Source organism: Hylemonella gracilis str. Niagara R (genome assembly GCF_000600295.1).
Classification (GTDB): Bacteria; Pseudomonadota; Gammaproteobacteria; order Burkholderiales; family Burkholderiaceae_C; genus Hylemonella; species Hylemonella gracilis_A.
The window spans coordinates 2,042,746-2,061,437 of the sequence record NZ_JEMG01000001.1 but is presented as its reverse complement, the minus strand read 5'-3'; the positions used below and the strand labels follow the sequence as shown (position 1 = coordinate 2,061,437).

The following is an 18,692-nucleotide window of genomic DNA, read 5'->3' as shown; positions in this document are numbered from 1 at the left end:
GGTGCTCACAGCCCTTCCCTGTGCTTGATGATGCGCTCGATGCGGACCTGCACCTCGCCCCAGCGGCGTGCGTAGTCACGGCGCACCACCTCGAACAGGACCACGCCCAGCACCGTCACCCCGGCCGCGCCGACCCAGGCGCTGGTCTGGCTCACGTCCAGCGCCAAGCCCAGAAAACGGAACTCCGTACCCAAAGTCAGATTCAGTTGTTGGTGGTAAATCATTTCGATCAGCACCGCCGCGCCCAGCAAGGGCACCGCGCCGGTGACCACCAGGCCCAGCGTGCTCTTGGCGATGCGGTTCCAAAAGCCGAACTTGGCCACCCGCAGGTTCATCATGATCAGGCTGGCCACGCCGCCCGGGGCATACATGACCATGAAGAGGAAGATCAGCCCCAGGTAGAGCAGCCAGGCCTTGGTGAGTTCCGACAGCATGACCGAGGTCAGGACCAACAGCACGCCCCCGATGATGGGCCCAAAGAAAACCGTGGCCCCGCCCAGGAAAGTGAAGAGCAGGTAGCCGCCCGAGCGCAGCGGCCCCACCACCTCGGCCGTGACGATTTCGAACAGGATGGCGCCCAATCCTCCCGCGATGCCCGCGAAGAAGCCCGAGACCATGAAGGCCAGGTAACGCACGCGCTGCGTGCTGTAGCCAATGAATTCGACGCGCTCGGGGTTGTCACGCACGGCGTTGAGGATGCGCCCCAGCGGCGTGCGCGTGAAGGCGTACATGAGCGCCACGCAGACGAAGGTGTAGGCCGCGATCAGGTAGTAGACCTGGATGCCCGGACCGAAGCTGAGGCCCTTGTCGAAGAGTCCCTGCAGCACAGGTTTGCCCACCACCCGGTTGCCGGTGACGCCGGCCTCGCCGCCAAAGAACTCGGCGAACATCAAGGACATCGCGAACACCAACTCGGCCATGCCCAGGGTGATCATGGCGAAGGGCGTGCCCGACTTCTTGGTGGTGACGAAACCGAACAGAAAGGCGAAGAACAGGCCAGCCAGGCCACCCACCAGCGGCAGCAGGCTCACCGGCACGAAGGGTTCGCCTGCCTTGGCCAAGCCACTCATCAGGTTGAGCGCGTGGATGGTCATGTAAGCGCCCAAGCCCGAATAGACCGCATGACCGAAGCTCAGCATGCCGCCCTGCCCCAGCAGCATGTTGTAGGACAGGCAGGCGATGATGGCGATGCCCATCTGCGACAGCAGACTAACCGCCAGGCTGCTGCCGAACAGCCGTGGCATGGACAGCAGCATCAGGGCGAAAAGGCCCCAGATGATCCAGCGGCCCCAGTTGAAGGATTGGTTATTCATTGCGTCGTCCTCATTCGTCGCGCGTTCCCAACAGGCCCTTGGGCCTGAAGATGAGGATCAGCACCAGGAAAAGATACGGCAGGATGGGCGCCACCTGGGCCAGCGTGAGCTTGAGGATGGAGTTGTTGCGCGCGGCCGCGCCCAGTTCCATGCCCAGCCACTGCAGCAGGTGGATGAGTGAGTAGTCGAAGGCCACGGCGAAAGTCTGGATGACGCCGATCAGCACGGAGGCGAGGAAGGCACCCGAGAGCGACCCCAGGCCACCCACGACCACGACCACGAAGATCACCGAGCCCACCGTGGCGGCCATGGCCGGCTCGGTCACGAAGGTGCTGCCGCCGATGACCCCGGCCAGACCGGCCAGGGCCGCACCCGCACCGAAAACCAGCATGAAGACCCGAGGCACGTTGTGGCCCAGGGCCTGCGCCATCTCGGGATGGCTGAGCGAGGCACGGATGACCAGGCCGATGCGGCTCTTGGTCAGCAAGAGCCAGAGCGCCACCAGCATGAACAAGGCCACCAGCATCATGAAGCCGCGCGTGGCGGGAAACGGCGAACAGGCCGCCACCGCGCAGGCCTCCGCAGAAGCTCGGCCCCAGACCAGGTGCATGCCGCTCAGCGCGTCCGTGCCGGCGTCATGCACCAGGGTGAAGGCCGGGCCCTGCAGCAGCTCGGGCGGCCGGAACTCCAGCGGCAGCCGACCCCAGATGAGCTGCACCAGCTCCAGGATGATGTAGGACAGGCCGAAGGTGATCAGCAGCTCGGGCACATGCCCGTAAGCGTGCACCTTGCGCAGGGCCAGCCGCTCGAACAGAGCGCCCAGCGCACCGACCATCAGGGGCGCGACGATCAGGCCCAGCCAGAAGCCCGTGTAGTCACGGGCCACGGTGTAGCCCAGGTAGGCGCCCAGCATGTAAAAGCTCGCGTGGGCGAAATTGAGCACGCCCATCATGCTGAAGATCAGCGTGAGGCCGGAACTGAGCATGAAGAGCAACAGCCCGTAGCTCAGGCCGTTGAGCATGGAGATGAGGAAGAACTCCATCGCGTCCTGTATCGGTAAATCAGCAAATCACCATCAAACCGGCGAAGAAAGGGCCCGATCCCACGTAGGCAAGACCGGGCCCGCGAACCCATCAAGCAATCATCGCATCAAGGACGCTGCATCTGGCACACCGTGGGCGTGCTGGTCTGGGCCACCGTGAACTCGCGCACGGGCGCAAAAGTCATGTCCGTGGCCTCAGCGGTGTGCTTGTACTTCTTGTCCGCTTTTTGCCAGACCGTGATGAACAAGGGCTGCTGGAGCTGGTGGTCCGTGGCGCGCATCTCGACGTCGCCGTTGTAGCTCTTGAACTTCAAGCCCTCGAGTGCCTTGGCCACCTTCACCGGGTCGGTCGACTTCGCCTTGGCCATGGCTTCACCGAGCGCGCGGAAGATGTGGTAGACCGAGCCGGTGTAATAGTCGTCCTTGAACTTTTCCTTGTACTCCTGCTGCCACTTCTCATAGTCGCCGCCCATGTAATAGGTGTTGTAGGAGACTTGGTAGACCTTGCCCGCGCCGCCACTGCCCAGGGCCGTGGGCGTGCCGGTCACACCGGCGTAGTAGGTGTAGAACTTGCCGTTGTAGCCCCCCTCGATCGCGGCCTTGACCAGCAGCGACAGGTCGGAACCCCAGTTGCCCGTGATCACGGTGTCGGCGCCAGACGCATTGATCTTGGCGATGTAGGGCGAGAAGTCACGCACCTGGGCCAGCGGCGTCAGGTCCTCGCCAACGATCTGCACGTCGGGACGCTTCTCGGCCAGCAGGTCCTTGGCGTACTTCGCCACCTGGTGCCCGTGGGCGTAATTCTGGTTCATCAGGTAGACCTTCTTCACGTCCTTCTGGTCCTTGATGAAGCTGGTCATCGCGCCCATCTTCATGGACGTGTCCGCGTCGAAGCGGAAATGCCAGTAGTTGCACTTGACGCCGGTGAGGTCAGGGTCGATGGCCGAGTGGTTGAGGAACACCACCTCCTGGCCGGGATTGCGTTCGTTGTGCTTGGCGATCGCGTCAATCAAGGCCACGGCCACCGAGGTGCCATTGCCCTGGGTGATGTACCGCACGCCCTGGTCAATCGCAGCCTTGAGCTGGTTCACGCTCTCCTGCGGGCTGAGCTTGTTGTCGAGGCCGATGACCTCGAACTTCACGCCGGCCGGATTGCCTGCGCCGCTGAATTTCTCGCCGAAGAATTGAAAACTGCGCAGCTGGTTGCTGCCCACCGGCGCCATCAGGCCGGACAGCGGGTCGATCCAGGCGATCTTGACCGTCTGGCCCTGGGTTTGCGCCGAGGCGGCCGAGATGCCCAGGCCGGCCAGCAGAACGGCCGACGCGGCGTAACCGCCGAGCGCCGAGCCGAGTTTGTACACACGCTTCATGGTTGTCTCCTGTTCGTGGATGTCATCCCCGTGGCGGGGGCTACCTGTGAGGCCTGATGCGGCCTCTTTGTGTTTTTTGTCGAACCCGGGTCAGCGTAACAAGGCCGGACAGGGGCGCGCTCTAGGGAATCCCCGTAACAGGGTCCGCGCGCGTCACCCAGGTGACGCCGGGGCGGCGCGCGCGGTAGGCGAGGCGTCAAAGACCCGGCAGCTTGTAGTCCTTCAACTGCTCACGCAGCCGGGTCTTGAGCATCTTGCCGGTGGCACCCAGGGGAATGGCCTCGACGAAAATCACATCGTCGGGAATCTGCCACTTGGCCACGGTCTTGTCGGCGTAGAAGGTGAGCAGCGCCTCGCGCGTGAGTTCCGCGCCCGGCTTCTTGACCACGACGACCACGGGACGCTCGTCCCATTTCGGGTGCTTCATGCCCACGCAGGCGGCCAGGGCCACCGCCGGATGGGCCATGGCGATGTTCTCGATGTCGATGGAACTGATCCATTCGCCACCGGACTTGATCACGTCCTTGCTGCGGTCCGTGATCTGCATGTAGCCATCCGCATCGATGGTCGCCACATCGCCGGTGGGGAACCAGCTGCGGCCTTGCGCGTCCTGAACCAGGGGGTTGCCGCCCTCCCCTTTGAAATACCCGCGCACCACCCAGGGGCCACGCACCAGCAGGTCCCCATAGGTCTTGCCGTCCCAGGGCAGGTCCTGGCCGTCGCCGCCGACGATCTTCATGTCCATGCCGAAGATGGTGCGGCCCTGCTTGAGCCGGATCTTCTTCTGCGCCTCGGCGGGCATGGCGAGGTGCTTGTTCTTGAGCGTGCACAAGGTGCCCAGCGGCGACATCTCCGTCATGCCCCAGGCGTGCAGGACCTCAACGCCGAACTCGTCGCGGAAGGTGTCGATCATCGCGGGCGGGCAAGCCGCGCCGCCGATCACCGTGCGTTTGAGGCTGCCGAACTTCAAATTGTTTGTCTTGACGTGGCCCAGCAGCATCTGCCAGATGGTGGGCACGCCGGCCGCGTAGCTCACCCGCTCCGCTTCCATCAGTTCGTAGAGCGACTTGCCGTCCAGCGCCGGGCCAGGCAGCACCAGCTTGCAGCCCGTGAGTGCCGCCGAGTACGGGATACCCCAGGCATTGACATGGAACATGGGCACCACGGGCAGCACGCTGTCACGCGCGCTCAGGCACATCACATCCGGCAAGGCCGCCGCGTAGGCGTGCAGGATGGTGGAGCGGTGGCTGTAGAGCGCGCCCTTGGGGTTGCCCGTGGTGCCGCTGGTGTAGCAGATGCTGGACGCGGTGTTTTCGTCCAGTTCCGGCCAGCGGTACCGCGTGGGCTGCTTCGCGATCCAGGCTTCGTAGCTCGCCAGTCCGGAAATGCCGGTGTCGGCGGGCAGTTTGTCGGCCTCGCACAAGGCCACCCACTGCTTCACCGTCGGGCACTTCGCATGCACGGCCTGGATCAGGGGCAGGAAGGTCAGGTCGAAGCACAGCACCTGGTCTTCGGCGTGGTTGACGATCCAGGCGATCTGCTCGGGGTGCAGGCGTGGGTTGATGGTGTGCAGAACGCGGCCCGAGCCGCTGACGCCGAAGTACAGTTCCAGATGCCGGTAGCCATTCCAGGCCAGGGTGCCCACGCGGTCGCCGAGCTTGAGCTGGGCAGCGTCGAGGGCACCAGCCAACTGGCGGGAACGCCGCGCCACGTCAGCCCAGCTGTAGCGGTGGATGTCACCCTCCACCCGGCGGGAGACGATCTCGCCATCGCCATGGTGGCGTTCGGCGAAGTCGATCAGGGAAGAAATCAGCAAAGGCTGGGTCTGCATCAATCCGAGCATGGACGGTCTCCTGTTCTTGTGGGCGCGATGTTGCGCGCCAGTATCCCGCAAGCCCATGCGGCCACCACATGGGGAAACACCCGGGCCGGTCCCTCGCGGGACAAGCCGGGCACGCACCGCTGCCTGGGCCATGGCCATCGGGCCGTTATTGGCCGCTCGCTTGATCGTTTCAATAATTCAAGTATCATTGAACGATGAAAAAGGAAAAGGCAAGCCCCTCCCCGCTCGGCGAAGACCATGCCGTCACCGCCCTGTCCGCACTGGCGCAAGCCCAGCGCCTGCGCGTCTTTCGCGCCCTGGTGGTGGCCGGCCCGCAAGGGCTCACGCCCGGCGTACTGACCGCCACGCTCGACATTGCGCCCAGCGCCCTGTCCTTCCATCTCAAGGCCTTGCTGCATGCCGGTTTGGTCAGCAGTGAGCCGGACGGACGGCACCTGGTCTATCGGGCCGACTTCGCCCGCATGAACAGCCTGCTGGACTACCTGACCGAGCACTGCTGTCAGGGCGCGGCCTGTGATGTCGCACCTACGGGCAAGGCCGCAGGCACCTCCAAGGGTGGGCGCAAAACCGTCTGCTGCTGAGCCCACCCAGGATGAACATGGCTGTTACTCCCCCCGCCCCCACTGCGCTGACGCTGACCGCACAGGACCACCCCGCCGTCCAGGCCCTGCTGGCGCAGGCCGGCCTGCCCTACGCGGACCTGTCGCCTGCGTCCATGTCATTGTTTCTAGGGCTGCGCGCGTCGGACGCCGCAGGAACGTCGAACCTGTCGCCAAGAGAGCGCCCCGCGCCCTGGATCGCCATCGCCGGTCTGGAGCCACACCATGGCGACGGCCTGCTGCGCTCCCTGCTCGTGATGCCAGAGCATCGCGGGCAAGGCCTGGCGCGCGAACTGGTGCGCGCACAGGAGGCTCAGGCACGCGGCCTCGGGCTGCGCCGTCTCGTGCTGCTGACCGAAACCGCAGCCGACTTCTTCCGCGCGCTGGGCTACCGCGACACCGACCGCGCCACGCTGCCGGACGGCCTGCGGGCCGCGCCCCAGTTCGCGAAGCTCTGCCCTGCCTCTGCCAGTTGCCTGTCGAAACCACTCTGACGCATCAGTCCCTGACGGTCCATTGTTCTTGGCACCCGTTCTGAGCACCCACCCTCCCCTACGTTCCAAGGAGATCCCATGAAACGCTTCCACGTCCACCTGCATGTCCAGAACCTGGACCAGAACATCGCCTTCTACAGCGCCTTGTTCGGACTCGCCCCGGCACGCACCGAGAGCGACTACGCCAAATGGATGTTGCAGGACCCGCCGGTCAACTTCGCCATCTCCACGCGCGGTGCGCAAACGGGCCTGGATCATCTGGGCTTCCAGGTCGAGTCGGACGAGGAACTGCATGCGCTGAAGCACCGGGCAGAGCAGGCGGAATTGGCCATGCACGACGAAGGCGAAACCACCTGCTGCTACGCCCGCAGCGACAAGTACTGGTTGACCGATCCGCAAGGCCTGGCCTGGGAGCAGTTCCACACCCTGGACCACATTCCCACCTTCAGCGAGACCGCCGGCGCGGCCACAACCCGGACCACAACCCAGGCCACCGCCTGCTGCCCGCCCACGGCACAGGCCACGCCACGCGGCAAGCCTGTGGGCATCGCGGTCAAGTCCACGTCGTCCTGCTGCTGAGGCCTGCACCATGATCGAGAAAACCTACAACGTGCTCTTCATCTGCACCGGCAATTCGGCCCGCTCCATCCTGGCCGAAGGCCTCCTCAATGAAATGGGGCGAGGCCGTTTCAAGGCCTATTCCGCCGGCAGCCATCCCAAGGGCGTGGTGCATCCGCTGACCCTCCAAACACTGGCCGCGCATCGCATGGCGACCGAGGGCTACCGCAGCAAAAGCTGGGAGGAATTTGCCCAGCCTGGCGCCCCTGTCATGGACTTCGTGTTCACGGTCTGTGACCAGGCGGCTGGCGAAGTCTGCCCGGTCTGGCCCGGGCAGCCGGTGTCGGCGCACTGGGGCCTGCCCGACCCGGCGGCGGTGCAAGGCAACGAGGAAGCGCAAGAGCGCGCTTTCCGCGCGGCCTTCGTGACCATGAAACGGCGCATTGAGCTGATGCTGGCCTTGCCCCTGGACAAGCTGGATCGCCTGGCGATCCAGCAGCAGGTGCGGGCCATCGGCGCCCCCGCGCAGGAGGTCGCCTGACATGAACACCCACGTCCTCATCCTCTGCACCCACAACTCGGCGCGCAGCGTGCTCGCCGAAGGCATGCTGAACCATTGGGCCGGCCGGCTCGGCTCGCGCATCCAAGCCCACAGCGCCGGCAGCACACCCAGCGGCCGCGTCAACCCCCATGCCTTGGCAGTGCTGGCCCAGGCCGGCGTGGACACCACGGGGTTTCGCTCCAAGACCTGGGACGAATTCGCCCATCCCGACGCGCCGCCCATGCGGGTGGTCATCACCGTCTGCGACCAGGCCGCGGCCGAGCCCTGCCCCTACTGGCCGGGCAGCCCGGTGCAGGTGCACTGGGGCTACGCCGACCCGTCCAAGGCGCCCGAGGATCAGAAGCGCGCGGCCTTCGAGCTGACGCGGCAGGCCATCGGCTACCGCATGCTGCAGCTGGCGCAACTCCAGTTCGACACCATGAGCAACGCGGAACTGCAGATGGCGCTGGAAGCCATCGAAAAGAGCTGACATGAAAAAAACAGAGATGAACCTGTTCGAGCGCTACCTGACCTTGTGGGTGGCCCTGTGCATCGTGGTCGGTGTGGCGCTGGGACTATGGCAACCCGAGCTGTTCCAGGCCGTCGGCCGCATGGAAATTGCGCAGGTCAACCTGCCCGTGGGCCTGCTGATCTGGGTGATGATCATCCCCATGCTGGTCAAGGTGGACTTCGGCGCGCTGCGCGAGGTGCGCTCGCACTGGCGCGGCATGGGTGTGACGCTCTTCGTGAACTGGCTGGTCAAGCCTTTTTCGATGGCGCTGCTGGGATGGCTGTTCATCCGCGAGCTGTTCGCCCCCTGGCTGCCCGCCGACCAGATCGACAGCTACATCGCGGGGCTGATCCTGCTGGCGGCCGCGCCCTGCACGGCCATGGTCTTCGTCTGGAGCCGCCTGACCGGCGGCAACCCACTGTTCACGCTGACGCAGGTCGCGCTCAACGACGGCATCATGCTGGTGGCCTTCGCGCCGCTGGTGGCGCTCTTGCTCGGCCTGGCGTCCATCACCGTACCCTGGGACACGCTGTTCATTTCCGTGCTGCTCTACATCGTGGTGCCGCTGCTCATCGCCCAGCTCTGGCGGCGTGCGCTGCTGGCGCGCGGACCGGCCGCATTCGACGCCGCCATGCGGATGATCGGCCCGTGGTCGATGGTGGCCCTGCTGCTCACGCTGGTGCTGCTGTTCGCCTTCCAGGGTGAGGCCATCCTGCGCCAGCCGCTGATCATCGCCCTGCTGGCCGTGCCCATCCTGATCCAGGTCTTCTTCAATTCGGCGCTGGCCTATGTCCTCAACCGCGCCGTGGGCGAAAAACACGCCATCGCCTGCCCCTCGGCGCTGATCGGTGCGTCCAACTTCTTCGAGCTGGCCGTGGCCGCCGCCATCAGCCTGTTCGGCTTCGACTCCGGCGCAGCGCTGGCCACGGTGGTGGGCGTGCTGATCGAGGTGCCGGTGATGCTGCTGGTGGTGCGCGTGGTCAACCGCAGCAAGGCTTGGTACGAGCGCGGCGCCGCGTCATAACCTCACCCGGCCAGGGGCGGGCACGCTGCGAGACAATGCGCACATGTCCGCCGTTCTCGACACCGCCACCCCTGCCCAGGGCGACACTGCACCGGTGCAGACGGGCCTGCGTTGGATCAACCGCTACGCCCGACTGGGCGCAGCCTATGCGACCGCGCTGGCGCCCCAGCCTTTGCCCACGTCCCACCCGCCGTACTGGGTAGGTCAGAGTCGCGCCGTCGGAGACTTGCTGGGCCTGACACCCGACTGGACCGCATCCTCAGAACTGCTGGCCGCGCTGAGCGGCAACGCGCCCCTGGCCGGCAGCGCCCCCGTGGCCACGGTGTACAGCGGCCACCAGTTCGGCGTATGGGCCGGGCAGTTGGGCGATGGGCGCGCATTGCTTCTGGGTGAGGTGCTGGGTGAAACGGAAAACGGACTGGAAATCCAGCTCAAGGGCGCGGGCCGCACGCCCTATTCGCGCATGGGCGACGGCCGGGCCGTGCTGCGCTCGTCCATACGCGAATTCCTCGCCAGCGAAGCCATGCACGCGCTCGGCGTGCCGACCACGCGCGCGCTCTGCGTCACGGGTTCGGACGCGCCGGTGCGCCGCGAAACCATCGAGATCGCCGCCGTCGTCACCCGCGTGGCGCCGAGCTTCATCCGCTTCGGCCACTTCGAGCATTTCGCCGCGCGCGAACAGATCGATGAACTGCGCGTGCTGGCCGACTACGTGATCGAGCGGTATTACCCTGAGTGCCGGACGACCGACGCCTACCAGGGCAATGCCTACGCTGCCCTGCTGGCCGCCGTGAGCGAACGCACGGCGGTGCTGCTCGGGCACTGGCAGGCGGTGGGCTTCTGCCACGGCGTGATGAACACGGACAATATGAGCATCCTGGGCCTGACCCTGGACTACGGCCCCTACCAGTTCCTCGACGGTTACGACCCGGGCCACATCTGCAACCACAGCGATACGGCGGGCCGTTACGCCTATGCACGCCAGCCCAACGTCGCTTACTGGAACCTGCATGCGCTGGCCCAGGCGCTGCTGCCGCTGATCGAGGACGAAACCCTGGCCCAAGCCGCCGTGGACGTCTACCGCGAGCGCTTCCCGCTGGAACTCGACGCCCGTTACCGCGCCAAGCTCGGCCTGCGCACGGAGCAGGCGGACGACCGGGCACTGCTGGAAGCCACCTTGCGCGTGCTGGCCCAGGAACGCACGGACTACACGATTTTCTGGCGACGCCTCAGCCGTCATGTCGCGGACAGCGCGACCGACAAGCCCGGCTCGGCGGGTGCGCAAAACCTGCGCGATCTCTTCATCGACACCACAGCCTTCGACGCTTGGCTGCGCCGCTACGAAGCACGCCTGTCACAGGAAAACGCGCAAGACAGCGCCAACCTGATGCTGCGCGTCAACCCCAAGTTCGTGCTGCGCAACTGGCTGGGTGAACAAGCCATCCGTCAGGCGCGTGACAAGGACTACACCGGCGTCGCCCGCCTACTCACGCTGTTGGAACGCCCTTTTGACGAACACCCTGGCTTCGAGGCCGAGGCTGGTTTCCCACCCGACTGGGCTTCCTCCATTGAAATCAGCTGCTCGTCCTGAGCCTCTGCCTGAATCATCTTGGTTCCCACTTTTTCTTTCTTGATTCCCTAGCCCCACCATGAGCTACGCCATCCAGAAAACCGCCGCCGAATGGCAGGCCCTGCTCGCCGCCAAGCACGCCGAACCCGGTGCCTACCAGGTGACCCGCCACGCCGCGACCGAACGCCCCTACACCGGCAAGTACGAGAATTTCTGGCAGCCCGGCAGCTACCACTGCATCTGCTGCGGCGCGCGCCTGTTCGAATCCGACACCAAGTTCGACGCCGGCTGCGGCTGGCCCAGCTTCTCCGAGCCCGTCACTCCCCAGGCCATCGAAGAACGCCGCGACCTGAGCCATGGCATGGTGCGCGTGGAAACGGTGTGCTCCCAATGCGGCGCGCACCTCGGCCACGTATTCGAAGACGGCCCGACCCCAACCGGACTGCGCTATTGCATGAACTCCGCAGCCTTGGAACACAAGCCCTGATTCACGACCACTGACCTTCATTCAGAGTTGCGACCCAGTCACCTGCTTCGGCGCGGGGCATGGGGCAACCCGACGATTTGGATTTGCGCAGCAAATCGTATGAGGAGCAGTCCCCCATTCCCGCGCCGTAGCCGCCACGGCCAGCGCCGACACCGAACCAAGCCAGCACCGGCCGAATGAGAAAATCCCCCGCATGAAACTCCTGCTCGACTTCCTCCCCCTGCTCTTCTTCTTTGGGGCCTACAAGCTCTACGGCATCTACATCGCCACCGCCGTGCTGATGGCCGCCACCGTCGCGCAGATGGCCATCATCTACAGCATCGACCGCAAGCTGCAGGCCATGCACAAGATCACACTGGCGCTGATCCTGATCTTCGGCGCGCTCACCCTGACCCTGCACGACGACCGCTTTATCAAATGGAAACCCACTTTCCTGTACGCCGCCATGGCCCTCGCCCTGGGCGTGGCCGTCTGGGGCCTGCGCAAGAACTTCCTCAAGCTGCTGCTGGGCAGCCAGCTCACGCTGCCGGACGGCGTCTGGATGCGGCTCAATGGCGCCTGGGTGGTGTATTGCGCCTTCATGGCGGCCATCAACGCTTACGTGGCGGCCTATTTCAGCACCGAGACCTGGGTCAACTTCAAGCTCTGGGGCTATGTCTTCCCCCTGGTCTTCATCATCGGTCAGGGTTTCTACGTCGCGCGTCACATCAAGGGCGAAACCGCAACTGGCAAGGACGCCGACGCGACATGAACGACCAGGGCAGTCTGCTCGGCACGGAACACATGGCCGCGCGCATGCAAGCCGTGCTGCAGCAACGCCTGCAGGCCACGGCCCTGGAAGTGCTGGACGAAAGCGCCGCCCACCTGGGCCACGCGGGCTCCAATGGCACGGGGCACGGCACGCACTTTCGCGTGCGCATCGCCAGCCCACTGTTCACCGGCCGCAGCCGCGTGGCGCAACACCGCCTTGTGTATGATGCGCTGCACGATTTTTTCGACCCGTACAACAAGCAGGGTGCCGCAGCAGGCACCAACGGCGAACCCAGAGACAGCGTGCATGCGCTGGCCATCGAGATCCTCTGAAGCTCGCCCTTCTTCGAACGTTTCTCCCTTTCCCCTCCCTTCTGAACCATCATGAAGAAAACGCTTTCCGCGACTACCACGGCCCTGTCCGCTGCCCTCCTGCTCGGCGCGCTGGCCCTGCCCGCCTCCGTCGCCCAGGCCCAGAACCTGGCCGTCGTCAACGGCAAGCCCATCCCCACGGCACGTGTGGACGCCCTGGCACGCCAGGTGCTGCGCGGCCAGCCGCCCACGCCGGAAATCATGGAAGAGCTCAAGCAGGCCGTGATCGACCGTGAGCTGCTGGCGCAGGAAGCGCGCCGCCAGGGCCTGGCGGCCACGCCCGAGTACCGTGCGCAGATCGAGTTCGCGCAGGAGTCGCTGCTGATCCGCGAACTGGTGACCCGCTTCCAGGAAACCAACCCCGTCACCGACGCCGATTTCCAGGAGGGCTACCAGCGCTTCGTAGCGGCCAACGGCGGCAAGGAGTACCACGCCCGCCACATCCTGGTCGCCACCGAGGCCGAGGCGCTGGCCCTGCTGGCCCAGCTCAAGAAGGGCGCGAAGTTCGACGCCTTGGCCAAGCAACACTCCAAGGACCCGGGCTCCGCCCCCCGTGGTGGTGACCTGGACTGGGCACCCGCCCAAGGCTACGTGCCCGAATTCGCCGCCGCGCTGCAAGCGCTGGGCAAGGGCCAGACCAGCGAGGCACCGGTGCAGACCCAATTCGGTTGGCACCTGATCCAAGTCGAGGATGTGCGCGACATCCAGTTGCCCTCGCTCGACGACCTGAAGCCCCAACTGGCCCAGGAAATCGGCCAGCACAAGTTCGAGGAATTCCAGAAAAATCTGCGGGCCAAGGCCAAGATCAAATAAGCAGGCGGCGGCGCTCCGAAGCCGCCGCATCGTTTGCCTGCAGATTCCCCAATAACGCGGCCCCGGCCGCTTTATTCATTACGGGCTGGGATAATCCCGCCCCATCATGTCGACCCGCCTCGCCCAGCACCTCGAACTCCTCGCCCCCGCCCGCGACGCCGCCATCGGCATCGAGGCGATCAACCACGGCGCGGACGCTGTTTACATCGGTGGCCCCTCCTTCGGAGCGCGCGACAAGGCGGGCAACCCCATCGAAGAGATCGAGCGGCTCTGCAACCACGCACACCGCTACGGCGCGCGCATCTTCGTCACGCTCAACACCATCCTGCGCGACGACGAATTGGAAGGTGCCCGGCGCATGGCCTGGGACGTGTGGAACGCGGGCGTGGACGCGCTGATCGTGCAGGACATGGGTTTGACGATGCTGGACCTGCCGCCCATCCAGCTGCACGCCAGCACCCAGACCGACATCCGCACGCCCGAGAAAGCCCGCTTCCTGCAAGACGCGGGGTTCTCGCAGATGGTGCTGGCGCGTGAACTGACGCTGAAAGATATTCAGGCCATCCGGGCCGAGGTCCGAGACGCCACGCTGGAGTTCTTCATCCACGGCGCGCTCTGCGTGGCCTACAGCGGCCAATGCTTCATCAGCCACGCCGTCACGGGCCGCAGCGCCAACCGCGGCAGTTGCAGCCAGGAATGCCGCCAGCCCTGGACCGTGACGGACAGCCAGAACCGCATCGTCGCGCACGACAAGCATGTGCTCTCGCTCAAGGACAACGACCAGAGTGCCAACCTTGAAGCCCTGGTGGACGCGGGCATCCGCAGCTTCAAGATCGAGGGCCGCTACAAGGACATGGCGACCATCAAGAACGTGACGGCGCATTACCGGCAACTGGTGGACCAGCTGTTGGCGCGCCGCCCCGAATTCGCCGCCAGCTCCGACGGCCACTGCCGCTACACCTTCGCACCCGACCCCGAACGCGGCTTCAACCGCGGTGGCACGGACTACTTCGTCAATGGCCGCCGGGAGGACATCGGCGCCTTCGACACGCCCAAGCACGCGGGCATCACCATCGGCCACGTCACGCGCGTCAACGCCGACAGCTTTGACGTGGAATTGAAGAGCGCCGAACTGGCGCTCAACAACGGCGACGCGCTGACCTGGTGGGACCGCCAGGGCGAGCTGCAGGGCGTGCCCGTGAACGTGGCAAAACCGCTCGGCGGACGACTCTGGCGCGTCTTGCCCAACATGCCCAAGGAGCTGCAAGGCCAGGCGGTTTCCGCCCTCAAGGACTTGCGCAAGGACGCGGAAATCAGCCGCAACCGCGACATGGCATGGGAACGCCTGCTCGACAAGAAATCCGCCGAACGGCTCATCCCCATCACGCTCACCCTGCGCGAAACGGACAGCGGCTTTGCCCTGACCCTCAGCGACGGACTGCACAGCGCCAGCGCGCAGTTGCAGCACCCGCACGAACGCGCCAAGGACGCGACACGCGCCGAGGCCACGCTGCGCGAGCACCTGGGCAAACTGGGCGGCACGCTGTTTGAAGCACAGAGCATCGCGCTTGAACTGAGCCAGCCCTGGTTCATCCCCGCCAGCCTGCTCAACGCCCTGCGCCGCGACGCCGTGGCCGCGCTCGAAACCGCGCGCGCCTCAGCCTGGCAACGCCTGCCGAAAACAAAACCGGTGGAACCGCCCGCACCCTACCCCGACGACACGCTGAGCTACCTGGCCAACGTCTACAACAGCCAGGCCGCCGCCTTCTACGCCCGCCACGGCGTGAAGGTCATCGATGCTGCCTACGAAAGCCATGAGGAACTGGGCGAAGCCAGCCTCATGATCACCAAGCACTGCGTGCGCTTTTCACTCAGCCTCTGCCCCAAGCAGGCCAAGGGCGTCACCGGCGTGCAAGGCACCGTGCGCGCCGAACCCATGACCATCACGCAGGGCAAGGAAAAATTCACCCTGCGCTTTGACTGCAAGCCCTGCGAAATGCACGTCGTCGGCAAGATCAAACCCTCGGTGATCAAGCAGCAGGCGCGGGAGGAGCCGTTGACGTTTTATCGGACGAGGCCTGGGGTGTTGGTTTAGTTGCGCCAGCCAATTGGGGGCTTACGCAAGGAAAAGTTCACCCTGCGCTTTGACTGCAAACCCTGCGAGATGCATGTCGCGGGCAAGATCAAACCCTCAGTGATCAAGCAGCAGGCACGGGAAATACCGTTGACGTTTTATGCGACAAAGCCAGGAGTTTCAGTCGAATTGGGTTCGTCGCTTAGGCGTTTGAGACTTCTCGACTCCAAGTGGGAGTCTTTCTTACGGCTGGCAAGCAGGATATGTGGAATAAATAGGGTGCTTGCAATAAGCGCTATTCAAGCGCACCGATGGGTCGCGCCGAGGGATGAGGTGAGCATTTTCAGGTTTGCACGCCTGCACGTCTTTTCCACTTTTCGTGTCGCACACAAAACGGAATCGGCTCACGCTTTGATATCCACTTTCAAGCATGCACAAGCTCACTCGAACGCTATTTTCATACTCGTCATTCCTCGAAACTTCGCTCGTCTCATTGGACGCAGGCCAAGTTGAAGGACCAAAAGGATTGTGTGCGCCACATTCAAGCAAGGCCTTCCTGACTTCATCAGGCGTTTCATTTTCCTTTTCCCATAGTTCATACCAATGACTTGGCGGTCCAGCACAACCCATAAAAAAAAGCGCCATGCCCAATACAGAATAAAAACCTCTCATTTTTTATTCCTCTCGAAAAAATCCCAAGATGGTGTTTTGTCTTCCCACAACCCACCACAGTCTTTTCTATTGGAAATCCCCCCATAACAGTTGTGACTTGTGTCGTTACCTCCTATGGATCGAATCACCTCGTTAAAGCCACTAGAACCTTCCGGTACTACGCCGCCGGACGGGGGGTTACTCCCAACATATGTTCCGATAGGGTCATAGGCATGGTTCTGAAAGTGCACGCTACGATCATTCTGGGTTGCTGCGGCACCGCCTTGCAATTGCGAAAGCAGACCATCTGCAAATTCTGCGTTGAATGCGGGACCGAAGAAGTTCACATCCAAGCCAGGAGATCGACCCGCGCCGCCAGAATTCACAACCGATTGCATGGCGTTGCCAATGGTCATGGTTCCACGGCTGTGACCATCAAGGGTCAGTCCTGTCGCACCATACTGATTGATCATGTCAACGTTCAACTGCGTTGGGTTAGTTAACCCCCAAAAATCTCCCTCAAGGTATTTTTGGTACCCAGCCACTACCAGTTCGGCTACAGGATTGCTGGCCTGCCTGAATTCGATGAAATATTGATTGCGATCAACATTCGCCTCGCCATCCCTGGGAACACCGAACTGAGCCGCGTTTTCGGCAGCAGCGCTTTGATCGTTGAAGATGCCATTATTGAAGATGTAGAGCTTTCCATCCTCGCCTCGAACCAGATTCTTCATTTGCTCGGCAGTCACCGCCTCCCTTTCCGGGCTGCCATCTTGTTGCATCACCGGCTTTCCGTCAGCGCCGTACTTGATCGCGTACATTTTTGCATCTTCGGTGAACATCACTTCATAAGCCGAATATGTGCCTGTCACGCGCAGCAAATCTCTGGCTGCACCACCGGCTGCTTTTTTGGAGTTTTCACCTAGGTTCTTCTGATCATTGAGCAGGCTTTGCCGCCCCGTACTGGTCAACCAGCGGTTGTCCATCGACGCGCTGGCGTTCAAGCCCGCTGTCTGCTGGTCCAGCGTCGTGATCTGGCTTTCGTTCACGTTGCGATTCAGGTCGGCGAACTGATCCTGCTCGTCCAGCGAGGTACCGCCCACGGTGATGTTGCCTTGGCCCAGCGTCGCCTGGGTCTCGCCTTCGGTCTTGTGACCTTGATTGCTCATGCTCACCGTCGTCGTGCCAGAGCTGGCCTGTAGGCCCATGCTGCTCTGCTCGCTCTTGCTGCGGTCCTCCAGGTCGGTGACGGTCAGCGTCCCGGTCGTCAGGTTCAGCTTGCCATGGTCGATCAGCGTGCCGTCCTTGTTCTGGGTGGCATTGGCGATCAGCCCGCCAATCAGCGTCGTGTCCTTGGCCGTGATCTGGCTGTTGACACCGTCGGTGATCAGCAGTTGTGTCTGGCTGCCGACTTCATTGCTCTCGCTGCTGCCTTTGCCGTTGCTGAATCCGGCGTTGACTGACGACACCCGTCCCGCGCCGAATCCGGCTCCAACATTCACGCTCTTGCTGCTGTTGCTGCTGCTGCTTGTGTCCTGCAGGCTCTGCACCGTCAGGCTGCCCACGTTCAGGTCCGCTGTCTTGGCTGTCACCTCCGCGCCCCGCAGCGTGAAGTTGTCCGCGTCGCTCTCCAGGTGCCCTACGTTGATGGTGCTGTTCACGTTGCGCAAGCTCGTGCTGCTGCTTTGGCTGCTGCTGGCGCTCGCGCTCGCATTGGCCGAGCCATTGCTACCCCCGCTGGCGGTCACGCTTTTGGTGCTGCTGCTCGTCTCGGTCTTGTATTGGTCAATGCCGGCGGTGATGAGCACCTTGTCGCTGTTCAGTGTCAGCCAGCCTGCCGTGATGTCGCTGCCTTCGATGGTCGTGTTCTTGCCGCTGATCACCAGGCTGCCCGCGTCGATGCTGCTGCCCTGCCAGGTGCTGGCCGTCTGGGTGGTACTGGTGGTGGTTACTTCCTTCTGCGCGCTGCCGCTCACGTAGAAACCCGTGCCCATGGAACTGGATGCAGCTGTTGCCGCGCCCGCAATAGCCGCAGCCGCAGCAATCTCCGCCTGAACGAGGTTGGCGCGTGCGGCCTGCCGGTTGATTTCATAGTCCTTGAGCGCGGCCTTGGCCAACTCACCACTTTCCACTCTTTTGAAAGCATCGCTGAAAGCTTCGTCGGCATCCCTGACGGCCTTGGCTGCGTCCACCACGGCCTTGGCCGCCATGCCCGCGTCCACATAGGCATTGCGCACTGCCACCGCAGTGGTGGTCGTTTCCACCTCCGTGCGCGTCTCCGTACTGGTCGTGGCCTGCTTGCCCGTGACGTTCACGTCACCGCCAGCCTGCACAATGGCTTGGCCTTCCACCTCGACCTGGCTCGCCACGATGTTGACGTCCTGCGTAGCCAGCACCGCCAAGTTGCCCACGTTCAGCGTCGTGCCCTTGTGCGTGGTGCTGGTCGTGCGGGTGGTTTCGGTGATCTCCACCTCCTTCATGCCGCCCAGCGACACCTCGTCCTTGTTCAGCTTGCTGCCCAGCCCGCCCACCGTGTGCTCGCTGTGGCTGGTTTCGCTGGTGCTCGTCTCCGCCGCCGCCTCCAGCGTCACGTTGGTGGCCGACAGCACGGCCGTGCCCTCGGTGCTCACCTCCGCCCCGATCAGGGTGACGTTGTCCTTGGCAGCCAGCACCAGCTGTT

18 protein-coding genes are annotated in these 18,692 nt (G+C 63.9%); 12 read left to right on the top strand and 6 right to left on the bottom strand.

Annotated elements, in window-relative coordinates:
• Positions 1 to 5: 5 nt before the first annotated feature.
• The 4 genes from AZ34_RS09555 to AZ34_RS09540 form a co-directional block, all read right to left on the bottom strand.
• On the bottom strand, positions 6 to 1,313 hold the full coding sequence (locus tag AZ34_RS09555) for a branched-chain amino acid ABC transporter permease (protein WP_035607477.1): 1,308 nt from the start codon (positions 1,311 to 1,313) through the stop codon (positions 6 to 8).
• A gap of 10 nt (positions 1,314 to 1,323) precedes the next feature.
• Positions 1,324 to 2,355 (bottom strand): branched-chain amino acid ABC transporter permease, encoded by a 1,032-nt coding sequence (locus AZ34_RS09550; protein WP_035607475.1) that lies wholly within the window; start codon positions 2,353 to 2,355, stop codon positions 1,324 to 1,326.
• 107 nt (positions 2,356 to 2,462) lie between these two features.
• Positions 2,463 to 3,725, bottom strand: a complete 1,263-nt coding sequence (locus AZ34_RS09545; protein ID WP_035607473.1) for a branched-chain amino acid ABC transporter substrate-binding protein — start codon at positions 3,723 to 3,725, stop codon at positions 2,463 to 2,465.
• A 196-nt stretch (positions 3,726 to 3,921) separates the two neighbouring features.
• Entirely contained in the window at positions 3,922 to 5,568 is a 1,647-nt protein-coding gene (locus AZ34_RS09540; protein ID WP_035607472.1) for a 3-(methylthio)propionyl-CoA ligase, read from the bottom strand.
• A 194-nt stretch (positions 5,569 to 5,762) separates the two neighbouring features.
• Here AZ34_RS09540 and AZ34_RS09535 point away from each other — a divergent pair, with 194 nt between their 5' ends.
• The 12 genes from AZ34_RS09535 to AZ34_RS09480 all read left to right on the top strand — a co-directional run bounded on the left by AZ34_RS09535 (position 5,763) and on the right by AZ34_RS09480 (position 15,382).
• Positions 5,763 to 6,149 (top strand): ArsR/SmtB family transcription factor, encoded by a 387-nt coding sequence (locus AZ34_RS09535; RefSeq protein ID WP_051509658.1) that lies wholly within the window; start codon positions 5,763 to 5,765, stop codon positions 6,147 to 6,149.
• A 17-nt stretch (positions 6,150 to 6,166) separates the two neighbouring features.
• Positions 6,167 to 6,661 carry a GNAT family N-acetyltransferase gene (locus AZ34_RS09530; protein WP_035611346.1) on the top strand — a complete coding sequence of 165 codons (495 nt, stop codon included), beginning with the start codon at positions 6,167 to 6,169 and terminating at the stop codon, positions 6,659 to 6,661.
• Between the two features lie 78 nt (positions 6,662 to 6,739).
• Positions 6,740 to 7,240, top strand: a complete 501-nt coding sequence (locus AZ34_RS09525; protein ID WP_035607471.1) for an ArsI/CadI family heavy metal resistance metalloenzyme — start codon at positions 6,740 to 6,742, stop codon at positions 7,238 to 7,240.
• Positions 7,241 to 7,250: 10 nt separating this feature from the next.
• Positions 7,251 to 7,760 carry an arsenate reductase ArsC gene (locus tag AZ34_RS09520; protein WP_035607470.1) on the top strand — a complete coding sequence of 170 codons (510 nt, stop codon included), beginning with the start codon at positions 7,251 to 7,253 and terminating at the stop codon, positions 7,758 to 7,760.
• A gap of 1 nt (position 7,761) precedes the next feature.
• On the top strand, positions 7,762 to 8,250 hold the full coding sequence (locus AZ34_RS09515; protein WP_035607468.1) for an arsenate reductase ArsC: 489 nt from the start codon (positions 7,762 to 7,764) through the stop codon (positions 8,248 to 8,250).
• 1 nt (position 8,251) lies between these two features.
• Positions 8,252 to 9,295, top strand: a complete 1,044-nt coding sequence (arsB, locus tag AZ34_RS09510) for an ACR3 family arsenite efflux transporter (RefSeq protein WP_035607467.1) — start codon at positions 8,252 to 8,254, stop codon at positions 9,293 to 9,295.
• Positions 9,296 to 9,338: 43 nt separating this feature from the next.
• Entirely contained in the window at positions 9,339 to 10,886 is a 1,548-nt protein-coding gene (locus AZ34_RS09505; RefSeq protein ID WP_051509657.1) for a protein adenylyltransferase SelO, read from the top strand.
• A 58-nt stretch (positions 10,887 to 10,944) separates the two neighbouring features.
• Positions 10,945 to 11,352, top strand: a complete 408-nt coding sequence (gene msrB, locus AZ34_RS09500) for a peptide-methionine (R)-S-oxide reductase MsrB (RefSeq protein ID WP_035607465.1) — start codon at positions 10,945 to 10,947, stop codon at positions 11,350 to 11,352.
• 193 nt (positions 11,353 to 11,545) lie between these two features.
• On the top strand, positions 11,546 to 12,103 hold the full coding sequence (locus tag AZ34_RS09495) for a septation protein A (protein WP_035607461.1): 558 nt from the start codon (positions 11,546 to 11,548) through the stop codon (positions 12,101 to 12,103).
• Complete coding sequence (locus tag AZ34_RS09490) at positions 12,100 to 12,435, top strand: BolA family protein (RefSeq protein WP_419670206.1); 336 nt, start codon at positions 12,100 to 12,102, stop codon at positions 12,433 to 12,435. The genes AZ34_RS09495 and AZ34_RS09490 overlap by 4 nt, the downstream gene beginning before the upstream one ends.
• Positions 12,436 to 12,486: 51 nt before the next feature.
• Entirely contained in the window at positions 12,487 to 13,287 is an 801-nt protein-coding gene (locus AZ34_RS09485) for a peptidylprolyl isomerase (protein WP_035607459.1), read from the top strand.
• Positions 13,288 to 13,393: 106 nt separating this feature from the next.
• On the top strand, positions 13,394 to 15,382 hold the full coding sequence (locus AZ34_RS09480) for a peptidase U32 family protein (RefSeq protein WP_035607457.1): 1,989 nt from the start codon (positions 13,394 to 13,396) through the stop codon (positions 15,380 to 15,382).
• 222 nt (positions 15,383 to 15,604) lie between these two features.
• Here the strand turns inward: AZ34_RS09480 and AZ34_RS18300 are convergent, their stop codons facing one another.
• Positions 15,605 to 16,033: a hypothetical protein gene (locus AZ34_RS18300; RefSeq protein ID WP_155831771.1), complete on the bottom strand. Its 429-nt coding sequence runs from the start codon at positions 16,031 to 16,033 to the stop codon at positions 15,605 to 15,607.
• A partial coding sequence (locus AZ34_RS09475; RefSeq protein WP_035607454.1) for a hemagglutinin repeat-containing protein occupies positions 16,030 to 18,692 on the bottom strand: 2,663 nt, incomplete at its 5' end. The genes AZ34_RS18300 and AZ34_RS09475, both read right to left, overlap by 4 nt.